Here is a 16,449-nt window from a genome sequence, read left to right on the forward strand (position 1 = left end):
GCGGCCCGCAATCACTGCAGCCAAGGGGGTGGAGGCTCTTCGGCCTTGGTTGGCCCATGCTCCGCTTCAGCCCGCGCGGCACGGCGACGGGCATCGTCCAGGCGGGCGGCGTCGATCTCACGCATCACCCCGCCCACGTCCGCGACATGCTCATCATCCTCGAACTCGCCACTCAGTGGGCTGTCCGGCCGCAGCTCCCCGGCTTCGTACAGCGCCCACATTTCCTGGGCGTAGCGGGTGTCTTTCAACTCCGGGGCGAAGCGCCCGAAGTAGTGCGCCATGTTCGCCACATCACGCTGCAGCATGCTGTAGGCATGGTTGTTACCCGCCGCATCCACTGCCTGCGGCAGGTCGATGATGACCGGGCCGTCGGGGCCCAGCAGCACGTTGAACTCGGACAGGTCGCCATGCACCAGCCCGGCACAGAGCATCAGCACAATCTGGCGGATGACGAACGCGTGGTATTCACGTGCCTCTTGCGCCTCCAGGTGCACATCGTTAAGCCGCGGTGCAGCATCACCATCGGCGTCGGTGACCAGTTCCATCAGCAGCACGCCGTCCTGGAAGTCGTACGGCTTGGGCACCCGCACGCCGGCACCGGCCAGGCGGAACAACGCCGCCACTTCGGCGTTCTGCCAGGCATCCTCGGCTTCCTTGCGCCCGTACTTGCTGCCCTTGGCCATGGCCCGGGCCTGACGGCTGTTGCGGACCTTGCGGCCCTCCTGGTACTCGGCGGCCTGGCGGAAACTGCGCTTGTTGGCCTCTTTGTAGACCTTGGCGCAGCGTACCTGGGCGCCGCAACGCACCACGTAGACGGCTGCTTCCTTGCCGCTCATCAAGGGTCGCAGCACTTCGTCGACCAGTCCGTCTTCAATCAGCGGTTCGATTCGTTTTGGCGTCTTCATCAGGCTAGTGTTCGGGGTCCTGTCGGGGCTTATGGCTAAGAAGGCGGACATCCTCTCACAGGCGGGTGCGTCTTGCTTGGTTGTCTGCTCAGGTGGCAACCCGGCGTTGCATGAGCACATGCCGGCCCTTGTCGAACGCCCAGTTGTACACCACGGTGTAGGGCAGGATGATCACGAAGAAGCCCAGCTCAACCAGCAACGCCTGCCACAGCGAGATTTCCAGCATCCAGGCTGCTACAGGCAAGCACCATACGACCAGACCTGCTTCGAAGCCCAGGCCGTGGGCAAAGCGTGTCGATGCCTTCCAACGGATGCGGGGGGTACTGACACAGCGGTCGACCAGCGCGTTGTAGAGCATGTTCCACACCATGGCGATCAACGACAAGATGACGGCCAGGCTACCGGCGGTGGCCAGCGACTTGCCCATTACCCAGGACAACAGCGGGGCACACAGCAGCACGGCGAAGGCTTCATAGCCAACGGCATGGACCAGGCGCTCGGTGAAAGAGACTTTTTTCATGGTGGTTTTCCATCCAAGAGTGAATGCGTGCTTCACATTCTCTTTGATGGAATTGATACTCGCGACATAGCAGCTATCGATTTTATCAATACTTATGCGCTACTCACCCGAAGCTCTCGTTGCCTTTGTCGAAGCCGCTGCCCTCGGTTCGTTTTCCGCTGCGGCGCGCAAACTGCGCAAAAGCCAGTCGACCATCAGCATCGCCATCGCCAACTTCGAAGCGGACATTGGCTGCGAGCTGTTCGACCGGGCAGGCCGCCATCCCACACTTAATGCAGCCGGCCGCCAGGTGCTCACGCATGTCGAGGCCATTCTTGATGCCAGTGGCCGGCTCGACGCCTTGGCGGTGCGCCTGGCCGAACAGGTCGAGCCGCTGGTTTCGGTGGTAATGTCCGACAGCTACAGCGTCACCTTCCAGGGCGCGGTGATGAGCCGCTTCGCCGCGCGCTATCCGCACACCGAACTGCGCTGTGGGCCGTCGGAAGATGCCGATGTGATCGAAATGGTCCAGCTGGACATGGCCCACATCGGCATCCTTGCGGCGCAGCAGCGCTACCCGGCTGATGTGGCCGTGGCACGCCTTCCAGAACAGGCAGAGTTTGCCGTCTACGTCGGTACTGACCACCCACTGGCCAGGCAAGCGCTCGTGCAGCTACAGCATCTGGAAAACGAGCGCCAGCTATACATCAAGACTTACGCGCCGAGTCTGCACCAGGGGCGCGGCCAGGCCTGGTCGGCGCCGGACTACCTGACCCTGCTGGAATTTGCCGTGCGCGGGTTCGGCTGGGCGGAACTGCCCAAGGCGCTGGTCAGCCGCTTTGGCAGTGGCCTGGTGGAACTGCCATTACCGGGCTATCCACGCCGGGTCGCCATGGATGTGGCCTGGTCGCGCCGACGCGCACTTGGCCCTGCCGGGCAATGGCTGGTGCAACAGCTTTTGTCCTGAACGCCCCCAGTCGCAGTTGCCCCAGAGCCAATCGACAATCGCCACGCCGGTGCCAAACGCCAGCCCCGCCACAGCGCTATCGATAGTCACTATCGAGAACGACAATTTCCAATGAAGGCGCCTGCTCAATACCCTTGCTCCATGCGCTGCGATACCTGCTGCCCCCAGAATCCTGGAGCCTCCCGATGAATAACCTGGCCCGCCTGCTGTTCGCTGCCCTGACTGCCGTCGGCATCGCCGTGCTCAGCGGCTGCGCCAGCCACCCTGAGCTGCGCCCCTACACCGGCGCAGAAACGCGCCAGTTGCAACTGGAGGCCCTGCAACGCCAAGGCCTTTCGCTTGACGAATACGAGCGACACAAGCGCATCATCCAGCGCGCTGCCGACCCACAGGTGGTCACCGAGCGCGCCGCACCGGGGCCTTCGATCAAAGGCTGAGTTGAAAGGCTGGCGGGTCGCACTATCATGGCCGGTGCCGGAGTGACCGGTTTCAGCCCCTGCCAGCGAGGTAGCCCATGATCGACCACCTGGACCATCTGGTACTCACCACCTTCGACGTGGATGCCTGCACCGACTTCTACACCCGCGTGCTGGGCATGCAGCTGGAAACCTTCGGTGCCGGCCGCCTGGCCTTGCGTTATGGCAAGCAGAAGATCAACGTCCATGTGCGCGGCCATGAATTCGAGCCCAAGGCGCATCTGCCCGTGCCCGGGGCGTTGGACCTGTGCTTCATCGCCAGCATCCCCCTGGAGCAGGTGATCGCCCATCTGCAGCAGGCGCAATGGCCCATTCTGCAAGGGCCTATACAGCGTACAGGCGCCACCGGGCCGATTCTGTCGGTCTACGTTCGTGACCCGGACCTTAACCTGATCGAGATCTCGCAACCCCTCTGAGGTACCCGTGTGGTTTTCCCTGCCTGCCAACCCAGGTATTCTCTACCGCTCAAGCGCAAGCCTTCCAGGACGGTGACCATGACTAGGCCCCTTCTGTTGCTGAGTGCGGCCCTCCTCTTCAGCCCGGCCCTGCCAGCACAGCAGATCCAACGCCAGCTGGGCGACTTCGACTTCAAGCTCGGCACCACACCCGCGCGCAGCATGGCCCAGGGGCTGATCTCGCCCAGTGCGGTGGGCACTTTCCACGGCGGCCTCGACCTCAGTCACCCCAGCGGCTGGTATGTCGGCCAGTACGCCCCGAGCATGGGCGTGGCCCCCAACTCCACCCTGCGCCTGGACAACTACCTGGGGTACAAGCACCGCTTCGACAGCACCTTGGGGTATGAGGTAGGCCTGATCCACTACAGCCAACCGAACATCGCCGGGCCGGACAGCTATGCCCTGTATGGCGGCGTGTCGCTGCTGGGCAGCCGTATTGGCGGCGCCTGGCGGGACAACCCGGGCAACCGCACGGGCACCCTGTTTGCCGATTTCGGCCAACTGCCGCTGTTCGATGTCGATTTCACGGTAAAACTTGCCCATCACCGCCTGGGGACGCCCTTCACCATCGGCGATGGCAGCCAGGTCAACGGTTTTTCTGACTGGTCGCTAGAACTGTCGCGACCTTGGCTGGGCATTGACCTCAACCTGATCTACAGCAATTCCAGCCTCAGCGGTGGTGGGTGCGATGCGTATGCCGGGATCAACACCTACTGCCAGAGCATGGTGACGCTGAAGGCACAGCGCAGCTTCTTTTGAAGGCGCCGGCCCTTCATGCATTGCGCTAGCCCTCAGGCATCAGGGTAGCGATCAACGCCCTGACCGTCCCCGGTAATGCATCCAGCTCGCGCACCAAGATGCTGCGCTCACGTACCGCCCATGGCTCGTCCAGGGTAATGGTCACCAACCCCATGGTCTGGCTGTGCCGCAACGCGGCCGACTCGGGAATGATGCCAATCCCCACCCCGGCTTCCACCAGCCGGCAAATGGCCTCGAAACTCGACAGCTGGATCCGCAACGACAGGTTGAGGCCCATGCGTTCGACATGGTCGCGCAAGAAGCTCAGCAGTGTGCTGCCGTCATGCAGCCCGATGTGCTGAAAGGCCAGCGTCTGCTTCAACGAAACCTGCTTGCAGCCTGCCAGTTCATGCCCGGCAGGCACGATCAGCACCAGCCGGTCGGTGCTGAAGTGCATCACTTGTAGCCCGCTGGCTTCCACAGGCCCGGCAATGATGCCCATGTCGCTGCTGCCATCGAGCACGCCGCGCACGATATCCCGCGACAAACGCTCCTGCAGGTCGACTGTCACCCCAGGGCGCTGCGCCAGGAAGCCGGCCAGCACTTCGGGAAGGAACTCGGTCACGGCAGTGGTGTTGGCAAAGATACGGATGTGCCCCGCCGAATCGGTGCCGAACTGGGTGAATTCCGCCTTCAGGTAATCCACCTGGCGCATGATCAGCCGCGCATGCGTCAACAGCTTCTGCCCCGCTGGGGTCAGTTCCACACCCCGGCTGTCGCGGTACAACAGCCGCGTATCGAGCTGTGCCTCCAGCGCTTTGATCCGCGCACTGGCGGCGGCCGGCGAGAGAAACGCCCGGCGCGCGCCCTGGGTCAGGCTCGGTGATTCACCGATGTGAATGAAAAGCCGCAAATCAGCCAGATCGAAGTGCATGGGCGTGTCCAGTCGTCGTGCGGGCGTTCAGCATACCTGAACGCTGCTTTACACAAATGCAAATTCACAGAATGCCAGGCGCCTCGCATGATCGCGGCATAACAACAAATGCAGAGGCCAATGGTTATGACCGCTACGGATTACAGCGCCTGGATCGGCCGCACGGAAGAGGCCGTCGACGAGCTCAGCCGCAACCTCATCAAGCGCATCGCCGCCACCTTCGGCGAAACCGCACCCGCCGTGGGGCAACCCCTGCCCCCCCTGTGGATGTGGTGTTTCTTCCAGGAGCCGGTGGCTGAAACGCAACTGGGCACTGACGGCCACCCTGCGCGCGGCGGCTTCCTGCCCCCTGCCGACAACCGCAACCGCATGTGGGCCGGTGGCCGAGTTGAGTTCATCGCGCCGCTCAAGGTCGGCGCCGAGGCTCACCGGTTGTCGACCATCGTGCATATCGAGGAAAAACACGGCCGCACCGGCGCCTTGTTGTTCGTCACCGTGCGCCACGAGTACTCGCAGCACGGCGCGCTGTGCGTGCGCGAAGAGCAGGATATCGTCTACCGCGAACCCAACCCGCCCAAGCTCGGCAGTGCTCAAGCGCCTGTGCCAGCGCAATGGAGCGAAGCGGTAACGCCCACGCCCACCTTGCTGATGCGCTACAGCGCGGTGACCTTCAACGGCCACCGGATCCACTACGACCACCCCTACGTCACCGATACCGAAGGCTATGCCGGCCTGGTGGTGCACGGCCCACTGATTGCCGCCCTCAACCTGCGCGCCTTCATCCGCGCCAACCCCGGTAAGCGGGTACGGCATTTCGCCTACCGCGGCGTGCGCCCGCTCACCGTGCCTACGCCCTTCGTCGTGGCCGGCTGCCTCGGCGAGCCCGGCCAGGCGCAACTGTGGGCCAGCAATGCCGACGGCGTGGCACAAAGCGCCGACGTGCTTTTCGACTGATACCAGACAGGGAACACCCGCATGCATACGTACGACAGCGATGACCTCACCGCCATCCGCGAAGGGGTGCGCGCCTTGTGCGCCGAATTCGACGCCAGCTACTGGCGCAAGATCGATGAACAGAAGGGCTTCCCCGAAGCGTTCGTCAAAGCCATGACCGACGCCGGCTGGCTCTCGGCGATGATCCCGGAACAGTTCGGCGGTTCCGGCCTTGGCCTGGCCGAGGCCTCGGTGATTCTCGAAGAGGTCAACGCCTGCGGCGGCAACTCCGGCACCGTGCACGGCCAGATGTACAACATGTTCACCCTGCTGCGCCATGGCAGCGAGGAACAAAAGCGCCATTACCTGCCCAAGTTGGCCAGCGGCGAGCTGCGCCTGCAGTCGATGGGCGTGACCGAACCCACCACCGGCACGGACACCACCAAGATCAAGACCACTGCCGTGCGCCAGGGCGACAAGTACCTGATCAACGGCCAGAAGGTGTGGATTTCACGCGTCCAGCATTCCGACCTGATGATCCTGCTGGCGCGCACCACACCGCTGGCCGAGGTAAAGAAGAAGTCCGAGGGGATGTCGATCTTCCTGGTCGACCTGCGCGAGGCCATCGGCAATGGGCTGACCGTGCAGCCGATCGCCAACATGGTCAACCACGAAACCAACGAGCTGTTCTTCGACAACCTCGAGCTGCCGGCCAGCAGCCTGATCGGTGAAGAAGGCAAAGGCTTCAGGTACATCCTCGATGGCCTCAATGCCGAACGTACGCTGATCGCCGCCGAGTGTATCGGCGATGGTCGCTGGTTCATCGAAAAGGCCAGCGCGTATGCCCGCGACCGCGTGGTGTTCGGCCGACCGATCGGGCAGAACCAGGGCGTGCAGTTCCCTATCGCCCAAGCCCATATCGAAATCGAAGCAGCCGACCTGATGCGCTGGCGTGCCTGCGCCGAATACGACAGCGGGCAGAACGCCGGGGCCAGCGCCAACATGGCCAAGTACCTGGCCGCCAAGGCCTCGTGGGAAGCCGCCAATGCCTGCCTGCAGACCCACGGCGGCTTTGGCTTCGCCTGCGAATACGACGTCGAGCGCAAATTCCGCGAAACCCGCCTGTACCAGGTGGCGCCGATCTCGACCAACCTGATCCTGTCCTACGTGGCCGAGCACCTGCTCGAGCTGCCGCGCAGCTTCTGAGGGCCTGACCATGCACCATACCCAGGCCCTGGCCACCTTCCTCGCCGACCTGCACTACGCCCAGGTGCCCCGCCATGTGCTGGACCGTACCGAAGACCTGTTCCTCGACTGGCTCGGCTCGGCCCTGGCCAGCCAGGGGGCACACCCGATTCCGCTGTTCGAGCGCTACGCACAACGCATGGGCCCGGCCCAAGGCATGGCTCGGGTGCTGACCAGCGGGCGCAGCTCCTCGCCGTACTTTGCCGCCCTGGTCAACGGCGCCGCCTCGCACCTGGTCGAGCAGGACGACCTGCACAACAGCTCGGTGTTGCACCCGGCCACTGTGGTGTTTTCCGCAGCGCTGGCCGCGGCCCAGGACCTGGGCAAGTCTGGGCAGGACTTGCTGCTGGCGGCCGTGGCCGGCTACGAGGCGGGTATTCGCATCGGCGAGTTTCTTGGCCGCTCGCATTACCGCATCTTCCACACCACCGCCACCGTCGGCACCCTGGCTGCAGCAGTTGCGGTGGGCAAGCTGCTGGGCTTCGACCGGGCGCAGTTCATCAACCTGCTAGGCAGTGCCGGCACCCAGGCTGCCGGGTTGTGGGAGTTCCTGCGCGACGCCGCCGATTCCAAACAGTTGCACACCGCCAAGGCGGCTGCCGATGGCCTGCTGGCCGCCTACCTGACTGCCGATGGCCTGACCGGCGCGCGCAACATCCTCGAAGGCGAACAAGGCCTGGCCGCAGGCATGTCCAGCGATGCCGACCCGGCACGCCTGAGCGACCGCCTGGGCACGCGCTGGGCGCTGGTTGAAACTTCGTTCAAGTACCACGCCTCCTGCCGCCATACCCACCCCGCCGCCGATGCCCTGCTGCACCTTATGCAGCGTGAGGGGCTGGACCATGCACAGATCGCCCGGGTCGTCACCCGCGTGCACCAGGGCGCCATCGATGTGCTCGGCCGGGTCACCACCCCAGCCACCGTGCATCAGGCCAAATTCTCCATGGGCACGGTGCTTGGCCTGATCGCTGTGCATGGCAGCGCACAACTGCTGGAATTCCGCGACCTGGCCCTGACCGACCCACGGGTGGCGCGCTTTCGCGACAAGGTGCAAATGCAACTGGACGCCGAAGTCGACGCCGCCTACCCCGCCCGCTGGCTGGGCCGTGTCGAGGTGACCTGTACCGATGGCCGCACCTTCAGCGCCGCCATCGACGACCCCAAGGGCGACCCAGGCAACACCCTTTCGCGCCCCGAGCTGGAAGCCAAGTTCCAGCGCCTGCTGGCCTACGCCGGCGCCCGTAGCCCGGCCCAGGGCCAGGTTTTGATCGAACGGGTGTGGCAACTGCGCGACGCCCGCTCCCTGGCCGATCTGCACTGATGATGACAGGTGACCTTATGACCCAAGCAACGCCCCGCCCACTGGACGGCATCACCGTCATCAGCCTGGAGCACGCCATCGCGGCGCCCTTCTGCACCCGCCAACTGGCCGACCTTGGCGCCCGTGTGATCAAGGTCGAGCGCCCGGGTAGCGGCGACTTCGCCCGTGGCTACGACCAGCGCGTCGACGGCCTGGCTTCGCACTTCGTATGGACCAACCGCTCCAAGGAAAGCCTGACCCTGGACCTCAAGCAGGACGCCACGCACGGCATCCTCGACGCGCTGCTGGCCAAGGCCGACGTACTGGTGCAAAACCTCGCACCGGGCGCCGCGGCACGTATGGGCTTGTCGTTCGAGGCGCTGCATGCACGCTTCCCGCGGCTGATCGTGTGCGACATCTCCGGCTATGGCGAAGGTGGCCCGTATGAAAAGAAAAAGGCCTATGACCTGCTGATCCAGAGCGAGGGTGGCTTTCTCTCGGTAACTGGCGGGCCAGGCGACACCGACATGGCCAAGGCCGGTTGCTCGATCGCCGATATCGCGGCGGGCATGTATGCCTACACCGGCGTACTGTCAGCGCTGCTGCTGCGGGACAAGACGGGCGTCGGCAGCCGTATCGATGTGTCAATGCTCGAAAGCCTGGTGGAGTGGATGGGCTATCCGATGTACTACGCCTACAACGGCGCGCCACCGCCCCCGCGTGCCGGTGCCGCGCACTCGACCATCTACCCGTACGGGCCGTTCCCCACCGGCGGTGGCGGCACGATCATGCTCGGCCTGCAGAACGAACGCGAATGGGCACTGTTCTGCGACAAGGTGCTGCTCGACCCGTCACTGACCCGCGATGAACGCTTCAACGCCAACTACAAGCGCTCGGAAAACCGCGACGTGCTGCGCCAGATCATCATCGACGGCTTCGCCAGCCTGTCGCTGGACGAGGTGGTGGCGCGCCTTGAAGAGGCACAGATCGCCAACGCCCGGGTCAACGACATGCACGGGGTCTGGCAGCACCCCCAATTGCAGGCACGTGACCGTTGGCGCGACGTGGACAGCCCGGCCGGCAAGCTGCCGTCATTGCTGCCACCGGGGCGCAACGCCGCCTTCAGCCCGCGCATGGATGCCGTGCCCGGGCTGGGGCAACATACCCAGGGTATTCTCGACGAGCTGGGTTTGAGTGCAGCACAACAGGCCCGCCTGGCCGCGAGCGGTGCGGTATGAGCACTGTTCGCAGCGCGCTGTTCGTGCCCGGTAGCCGGCCGGACCGATTTGCCAAGGCGCTGGCCGCCGGTGCCGATGCCGTCATCGTCGATTTCGAGGATGCCGTGGAAGAACCCCTCAAGCGCCAGGCCCGCGCCAACTTGGCGACCTTTCTGCAAGCGGCGCCGCAGCCTGCGGTGTGGGTGCGGGTGAATGCGCCGCAGCACCCGGAGCATGCAGCAGACCTGGCTTTCTGCGCGTGCCAGCCCGGTGTCGCCGGGGTGCTGTTGCCCAAGGTCGAAAACACCGCCCAGGTGGCGGTTGCCCGACACATTGCCAAACCGCTCTGGCCGATCATCGAAAGTGCCAAGGGCCTGCTGGCGCTGGAGCAGATCGCCCATGCCGAAGGGGTCCAGCGCCTGTCGTTCGGCAGCCTGGACCTGGCGCTGGATCTGCATTTGAACACCGAAAGTGCGGCTGCCCGGCAGTTCCTCGACCAGGCGCGCATGGCCGTGCAGTTGCATTCCCGTGCGGCCGACCTGCTGCCACCCCTGGATGGCGTGTTCCCCGCCATCGACGACGCCGAAGGCCTGCAGCAGGCAATGCGGCATGCGTATGACCTGGGCTATGGCGGGGCGTTGTGCATTCATCCCAAACAGGTGGCGGTGATCCATGCAGCGCTCGCCCCCCGCGACGATGAGCTGGCCTGGGCACGGCGGGTGGTGAACGCCAGCGCCGCGGCGAACGGGGCCGGAGCGTTCCAGCTAGACGGGCAGATGGTCGATGCACCGGTGCTGTTGCGGGCGCAGCGCCTGCTCGCGCATCAGACGCGTTGAATCCGAAGGCCGCTTCGCGGATAAACCCATGAAGCAGCCGACAACGCCCATTAACAGCCCTGTGTTCAGCTAAACCGAACGCCGCCTTACACAAATGCTGATTCTCCACACACAGGCCGTTGGTCCATCTTTACCCACACTCCTCCTACAACAATAAATCCGAGGTGACATCGATGTTGAAGCTGACCCAGGCGCTGTTCTGCGCCGCTGCTGTGTCCATGGCCAGCCTGGCCCAGGCCGCCGACCCGATCATCATCAAGTTCGCCCATGTGGTGGCCGACAGCACGCCCAAAGGCCAGGGCGCGCTGATGTTCCAAAAGCTGGTGGCTGCCGACCCTCAGCTCAAGGACAAGGTAAAAGTCGAGGTCTACCCCAACTCATCGCTGTTTGGCGATGGCAAGGAAATGGAAGCGCTGCTGCTGGGCGATGTACAGATGCTGGCACCGTCGCTGGCCAAGTTCGAGCACTACAACAAGCAGGTGCAGATCTTCGACCTGCCGTTCCTGTTCGATGACCTGGCCGCTGTCGACCGCTTCCAGCAGGGCCCGCAAGGCAAGGCGCTGCTGACCTCGATGGAAGACAAAGGCATCCGTGGCCTGGCCTATTGGCACAATGGCCTCAAGCAGCTGTCGGCCAACAAGAAGGTGATCCTGCCCAAGGACGCCCGCGGCCTGAAATTCCGTGTGCAAGCCTCCAGTGTGCTTGAAGAGCAGTTCAAGGCGATCCGCGCCAACCCGCGCAAGATGAGTTTTGCCGAGGTCTATCAGGGCCTGCAGACCGGCACGGTCAACGGCACCGAGAACACCTGGTCGAACTACGAGAGCCAGAAAGTCAACGAAGTGCAGCCGTTCTTCACCGAAACCAATCACGGCCTGATCGACTACATGGTCATCACCAACGCCACGTTCTGGAACAGCCTGCCCGAGGATATACGTGGCGAACTGCAGACACTCATGGACCAGGTCACGGTCGAGGTGAACAAGCAGGCCGAAGCCTTGAACCAGTCCTCCCGGCAGAAAATCCTCGATGCCAAGACCAGCGAGATCGACCCGCTGACCGCTGAGCAGCGCCAGCAATGGCGTGAGGCGATGCGCCCGGTGTGGGAGAAGTTCTCTGACCAGATCGGCGCCGACCTGATCAACGCTGCCGACGCGGCCAACAAAGCGTCCTGACCTGCCCTGCGCCCTGCCCTGGCCACCCGCCCCACGGGTGGCCTGCCCTCTGTTTGTCTGGAGAATTCCTATGCAATCGCTCAGGCGTGTCTGGGAGCACTTCGAGGAAGGCATGATCGCCTTCCTCCTGGCGGCCATGACCTTGGTGACCTTCCTCTACGTGGCGCTGAACAACCTCTACACGATGTTCTACACGCTCAGTGACCACTGGGCCTTTGCCAGCGACCTGCTGCTGAGCATCGGCGACCACCTGATGGGCTATGCCCAGGAAATGACCTGGAGCATCGCCCTGACCAAGGCCCTGTTCGGCTGGCTGATCTTCTTCGGTATTGCCTACGGGGTGCGCACCGCCGGTCACCTCGGCGTCGACGTGCTGGTGCGGCGTACCCGCAAACCGGTGCAACGGCTGCTGGCCATGGTCGCCTGTGCCTGCTGCCTGGCCTACGCCGGGCTGTTTCTGGTGGCAAGCATCAAGTGGGTGAGCGCAGTGCTGGTCGCCGGCATCGGTGCCGAAGACCTCGACCGCTACGGCATCAAGGTTGGCCACATCGCGCTGATCGTACCCCTCGGTTTCGCCCTGGTGATCATCCGTTACCTGGAAATCCTCTACCGCCTGTTCACCCATCGCCAGTATGGCCTGGGCCTGGCCGACGAGGCCGCCGAAGCCAGCAAGCTGGCCAACCCAGGTGAGGAGCACCACTGATGACTGTTATCTGCCTGTTCCTGTTGTTGTTCGTGTTCATGTTCCTGGGCGTACCGATCGCGATCTCGCTGGGCCTGTCGGGGGCATTGTCGATTCTGCTGTTCAGCCAGGACTCGCTGAGCTCGCTGGCGATCAAGCTGTTCGAAACCTCCGACAGCTATACCTTCCTGGCCATTCCGTTCTTCCTGCTGTCGGGCGCGTTCATGACCACCGGCGGCGTGGCGCAACGGCTGATCGACTTCGCCAACGCCTGCGTCGGGCACATCCGCGGCGGCCTGGCCATTGCCGCGGTGCTGGCGTGCATGTTGTTCGCCGCGCTGTCCGGGTCGTCACCGGCCACGGTTGCGGCGGTGGGCTCGATTGCCGTAGCGGGCATGGTGCGCTCCGGCTACCCGCGCGAGTTCGGCGCCGGGATCATCTGCAACGCCGGCACCTTGGGCATCCTGATTCCCCCCTCGATCGTCATGGTGGTGTACTCCGCCGCCACCGAAACGTCGGTGGGCAAGCTGTTCATGGCCGGGGTGGTGCCGGGCATCCTGCTGGGCGTGTTCCTGATGGTGACGATCTACATCGTCGCCCGCATCAAGAAACTGCCCGCGCAACCGCGTGCCAGTTTTGCCGAATGGCTCAGCACCGCCCGCCGTGCATTCTGGGGGCTGTTACTGCTGGTGATCATCCTGGGTGGCATCTACAGCGGCATGTTCACCCCCACTGAGGCCGCAGCCGTGGCCGCCGTGTACTCGGCATTCATTGCGCTGTTCGTGTACAAGGACATGCGCCTGCGCGACTGCCCGAAGGTGCTGCTGGAGTCTGGGCGGCTGACTATCATGCTGCTGTTCATCATCGCCAACGCCATGCTCTTCGCCCATGTGCTGACCACCGAGCAGATTCCCCAACAGATCACCCAGTGGGTGCTGTCCGAAGGCCTCACGCCGATCGGTTTCCTGATCATGGTCAACGTGGTGCTGCTGGTGGCAGGCAGCTTCATGGAGCCCTCGGCGATCATCCTGATCCTGGCGCCGATCTTCTTCCCGATCGCGATGAAGCTTGGGATCGACCCGATTCACCTAGGGATCGTGATGGTGGTGAACATGGAGATCGGCCTGGTGCACCCGCCGGTGGGGCTCAACCTGTTCGTGACCTCCGCGGTGACGGGCCTGACCCTGGGGCAGACCATTCGTGCCGCGCTGCCGTGGCTGTCGATCCTGTTGCTGTTCCTGGTACTGGTGACCTACGTGCCGTTCATTTCGTTGGCCCTGCCAGAATGGCTAGGGATGCCATGATCCCTGGCGCATCCTTATCGCCGGCAACCCGGCGATAAGGACCGTGCACACTAGATCCCTCCGCCCGCCAGCAGCTCGGTCATCACCTCGGCCAACGCCTTGACCATCACGTCCGCCGTCGGCCGGTGCACAATCACAATCTCGTAGCTGTCGACCTGCGGCAGCCCGTGTTCCGGCCCCAGTACTCGATGCTCCCGGGTCGCCGCCCGTGGGGGCAGCAGGCTGATGCCCATGCCGTCGGCCACTGCAGCCTGAATGCCACTGAGGCTGGAGCTGGTGAAGCTGATCCGCCAGCGCCGGCCCATACCCTCGATGGCGCTGATCATGTCCTCGCGGTACAGCCCACGGGGCGGGAAGGTGACCAGCGGGATCGGGTCGAGTTCGAAGGACGGCATTCGCGCACTGTCGATCCATTGCAGGCGCTCGGGCCAGCACGCCACGCCCTCGCGGCTGTTGCGCCGCTGCTTGAGCAAGACCAGGTCGAGTTCGCCGTTGTCGTAGGCCTGGCTGAGGTCGCGGCACAGCCCGCTGGTGACCTCCAGCTTGACCTGAGGGTGCAGGCGGCTGAACGCCGACAGCGCGTTGGTGGTACGCCCGCCGACGAAGTCCTCGGGCACCCCTAGTCGCACCGTGACACCGACCATGGCGCCGGCCAGGGCTTCGAGCATCTGGTCATTGAGCGCCAGCATGTGGCGGGCATAGCCAAGCAAGGTCTGGCCGGCATCGGTGGGCAACACGTCGCGGTTGCCACGCACCAGCAGGCGGTGGCCCACCATCTCCTCAAGCCGCCGCACCTTCTGGCTGATGGTCGATTGGGTGGAATGCAGGCGCGCTGCCGCCGTGGTGAAACTGCCGCAATCGGCGACCACGACAATGGCGCGCAGCAGGTCGAGGTCGAACAGGGCTCTATTCGATTTCACGCTGATGGACATCGGGTTATTCAACTTCTAAATGGCGAGACTGTCTTCTACCACGGCTAGTCACCCAGTGCCACGCCTTCACGTCGGGGGTCGGCCCCGCCCGACCAACCTGCCGCCGTGCGCTGGATGATCTGCATACCGCTGGTCATGGTCATCGGCGTGACCTCATGACCCCAGGCCGTCAATTGCCTGACCAGCGCCGCACTGCTCAGCCCGGCCTCCACTTCGGTACCGGCGTTACGGCTACCGAAATTGGGCAGGTTGGCAGCCTGCTGCGGGTCGAGCCGCCAGTCCAGCAGGCCGATCAGTGCCTTGTTCACATAGCCGATGATCTGAGAGCCGCCGGGTGAGCCCAGGCTGGCCACCAGCGCCCCGGTGTCCCGTGCAAATACCAGCGTCGGTGCCATCGCCGACAGCGGCCGTTTGCCTGGTTCGACACGGTTGGCCACAGGCTTGCCCTGTTCCTGCGGGATGAACGAGAAATCGGTCAGGTGGTTGTTCAGCAGGAAGCCTTTGACCATCAGGTGCGAGCCGAATGCTGCCTCGATCGAGGTGGTCATGGCCAGGGCCTGGCCGTTGTCGTCCACGGCGCTAAGGTGCGAGGTGGAAATACGCAGCGGTGAACGGTCCGGTGCCAGCGCCAGGTTCGCCCCCTCGGGAGTGCCCGGGCGGGCGCGCTTCATGCTGTAGTCACGCACCTGCACAGCGCGACTGGCCAGATACGACGGGGCAATCAATGCCTTGACCGGAACCGGCACATAGTCGTCGTCGGCCAGGTACTGGGCGCGGTCGGCGTAGGCCAGCCGTTCAGCCTCGGCCAGCAGATGGACCGCCAGCGGGGTGGGTTCCAGGCCTGCTACGGAGGGTGCCTGGCGCGGCAACTGGGTTGCCAGGTCGCGTTGCGCTGCGCCACGCTGCACCGCTTCAAGGATGCCCAACGTCTGCAACACCGTCACCCCACCCGAGGACGGCGGTGGCATGCCACAAACCTGCCAGGCTTTGTACGGGCCGCACACCGGGGTGCGCTCCTTGGCCTGGTACTGGCGCAAGTCCTGCAGCGACAACTGCCCGGCATTGGCGTGCGCGCGCACCTGGGCGACGATGGCCTCGGCGATCTCACCGGTGTAGAAGGCCTCTACCCCTTGCTCGGCAATGTCTTCAAGGACCTGTGCAAGCTCGGGATTGCGCAGCCGCGTGCCGACCGCCAGCGGCTGGCCCTGGGCATCCAGAAAGTACCGGGCCATGGCGGGCGAACGGGCAATGAAAGGGTCAGCGGCCAACAAGGTGTGCAAGCGCTCGGACACCGGGAAACCGTTGCGCGCCAGGGCGATGGCTGGCGCGAACAGCTCACGCCACGCCAGCTTGCCATGCTGGTCGTGCGCCAGCTTCAAGGCACGCAAAACCCCAGGAACGCCCACCGAACGCCCGCCAATCTGTGCGTCCCGGAACGGCATCGGGGAACCGTCCGGTTGCAGAAACAGGGCTTCGGTCACCGCCGCCGGGGCCGTTTCCCGGCCATCGAAGGCCTGCACACGATGGCCATCCCAGTACAGGATGAACCCGCCCCCGCCGATGCCACTCGATTGCGGCTCGACCAGGGTGAGCACCATCTGCATGGCGATTGCCGCATCGATGGCACTGCCCCCGGCGCGCAGCATCGCCCGCCCGGCCTCGCTCGCCAGCGGGTTGGCGGCGGCGACCATGTGCCGGCTGGCCTGCACCGGTTGCAAGCCGCTGCGGTAGCCGGAGGCAAGCTCAGGCGGCGCAGGCAGCGCTTGGTCGGCCCAGGCCCAGCTACTGGCTGCGGCCAGGCACAGGGCGCCAATCAGGTGAGTTGGGACAGTCATCGGTACGCTTCCTGCTTCA

At 64.4% G+C, this 16,449-nt stretch carries 17 protein-coding genes; 12 read left to right on the forward strand and 5 right to left on the reverse strand.

The genetic code is table 11. From position 1 onward, the window contains the following. Window positions 1-11 precede the first annotated feature (11 nt). Entirely contained in the window at window positions 12-905 is an 894-nt protein-coding gene (locus tag L6D80_RS14490) for a PA4780 family RIO1-like protein kinase (protein ID WP_176512660.1), read from the reverse strand. A gap of 88 nt (window positions 906-993) precedes the next feature. Continuing rightward, complete coding sequence (locus L6D80_RS14495) at window positions 994-1,425, reverse strand: multidrug/biocide efflux PACE transporter (protein ID WP_176512661.1); 432 nt, start codon at window positions 1,423-1,425, stop codon at window positions 994-996. 94 nt (window positions 1,426-1,519) lie between these two features. Here L6D80_RS14495 and L6D80_RS14500 point away from each other — a divergent pair, with 94 nt between their 5' ends. From L6D80_RS14500 to L6D80_RS14515, 4 genes are all read left to right on the forward strand, one after another. Then, on the forward strand, window positions 1,520-2,371 hold the full coding sequence (locus L6D80_RS14500; RefSeq protein ID WP_176512662.1) for a LysR family transcriptional regulator: 852 nt from the start codon (window positions 1,520-1,522) through the stop codon (window positions 2,369-2,371). A 185-nt stretch (window positions 2,372-2,556) separates the two neighbouring features. Further along, window positions 2,557-2,808, forward strand: coding sequence for a hypothetical protein (locus L6D80_RS14505; protein ID WP_054901828.1), 252 nt, complete (start codon window positions 2,557-2,559; stop codon window positions 2,806-2,808). Between the two features lie 77 nt (window positions 2,809-2,885). After that, entirely contained in the window at window positions 2,886-3,263 is a 378-nt protein-coding gene (locus L6D80_RS14510; protein ID WP_054901827.1) for a VOC family protein, read from the forward strand. 78 nt (window positions 3,264-3,341) lie between these two features. Further along, entirely contained in the window at window positions 3,342-4,061 is a 720-nt protein-coding gene (locus L6D80_RS14515; RefSeq protein ID WP_054901826.1) for a TorF family putative porin, read from the forward strand. 25 nt (window positions 4,062-4,086) lie between these two features. Here the strand turns inward: L6D80_RS14515 and L6D80_RS14520 are convergent, their stop codons facing one another. Continuing rightward, complete coding sequence (locus L6D80_RS14520) at window positions 4,087-4,974, reverse strand: LysR family transcriptional regulator (protein WP_054901825.1); 888 nt, start codon at window positions 4,972-4,974, stop codon at window positions 4,087-4,089. Window positions 4,975-5,100: 126 nt separating this feature from the next. Between L6D80_RS14520 and L6D80_RS14525 the strand changes: the two genes are divergently transcribed. The 8 genes from L6D80_RS14525 to dctM all read left to right on the forward strand — a co-directional run bounded on the left by L6D80_RS14525 (window position 5,101) and on the right by dctM (window position 13,663). Further along, the gene (locus L6D80_RS14525) at window positions 5,101-5,928 is read left to right on the forward strand and encodes an HTD2 family dehydratase (RefSeq protein WP_176512663.1); all 828 of its coding nucleotides are present in this window, start codon (window positions 5,101-5,103) and stop codon (window positions 5,926-5,928) included. 21 nt (window positions 5,929-5,949) lie between these two features. Then, complete coding sequence (locus L6D80_RS14530) at window positions 5,950-7,113, forward strand: acyl-CoA dehydrogenase family protein (protein ID WP_176512664.1); 1,164 nt, start codon at window positions 5,950-5,952, stop codon at window positions 7,111-7,113. Between the two features lie 10 nt (window positions 7,114-7,123). Next, window positions 7,124-8,473, forward strand: coding sequence for an MmgE/PrpD family protein (locus tag L6D80_RS14535; protein WP_176512665.1), 1,350 nt, complete (start codon window positions 7,124-7,126; stop codon window positions 8,471-8,473). Window positions 8,474-8,490: 17 nt separating this feature from the next. Continuing rightward, window positions 8,491-9,690, forward strand: coding sequence for a CaiB/BaiF CoA transferase family protein (locus L6D80_RS14540; RefSeq protein WP_176512666.1), 1,200 nt, complete (start codon window positions 8,491-8,493; stop codon window positions 9,688-9,690). Further along, window positions 9,687-10,505: an HpcH/HpaI aldolase/citrate lyase family protein gene (locus tag L6D80_RS14545; protein WP_176512667.1), complete on the forward strand. Its 819-nt coding sequence runs from the start codon at window positions 9,687-9,689 to the stop codon at window positions 10,503-10,505. Before L6D80_RS14540 ends, L6D80_RS14545 begins: the two co-directional genes overlap by 4 nt. A gap of 173 nt (window positions 10,506-10,678) precedes the next feature. Then, entirely contained in the window at window positions 10,679-11,677 is a 999-nt protein-coding gene (locus L6D80_RS14550) for a TRAP transporter substrate-binding protein (RefSeq protein ID WP_176512668.1), read from the forward strand. Between the two features lie 70 nt (window positions 11,678-11,747). Next, window positions 11,748-12,380, forward strand: coding sequence for a TRAP transporter small permease (locus L6D80_RS14555; protein ID WP_054901818.1), 633 nt, complete (start codon window positions 11,748-11,750; stop codon window positions 12,378-12,380). Then, a complete protein-coding gene (dctM, locus tag L6D80_RS14560) occupies window positions 12,380-13,663 on the forward strand; it encodes a C4-dicarboxylate TRAP transporter large permease protein DctM (RefSeq protein WP_054901817.1) in 1,284 nt (427 codons plus the stop codon). The genes L6D80_RS14555 and dctM overlap by 1 nt, the downstream gene beginning before the upstream one ends. Window positions 13,664-13,713: 50 nt before the next feature. Here the strand turns inward: dctM and L6D80_RS14565 are convergent, their stop codons facing one another. Together L6D80_RS14565 and ggt are read right to left on the reverse strand one after the other, a co-directional pair. After that, window positions 13,714-14,595 carry a LysR substrate-binding domain-containing protein gene (locus L6D80_RS14565; protein ID WP_176512669.1) on the reverse strand — a complete coding sequence of 294 codons (882 nt, stop codon included), beginning with the start codon at window positions 14,593-14,595 and terminating at the stop codon, window positions 13,714-13,716. A 44-nt stretch (window positions 14,596-14,639) separates the two neighbouring features. Then, complete coding sequence (gene ggt, locus L6D80_RS14570; protein ID WP_176512670.1) at window positions 14,640-16,430, reverse strand: gamma-glutamyltransferase; 1,791 nt, start codon at window positions 16,428-16,430, stop codon at window positions 14,640-14,642. Window positions 16,431-16,449 lie beyond the last annotated feature (19 nt).

The sequence above is a fragment of the Pseudomonas ceruminis genome (genome assembly GCF_021602025.1).
Classification (GTDB): Bacteria; Pseudomonadota; Gammaproteobacteria; order Pseudomonadales; family Pseudomonadaceae; genus Aquipseudomonas; species Aquipseudomonas ceruminis.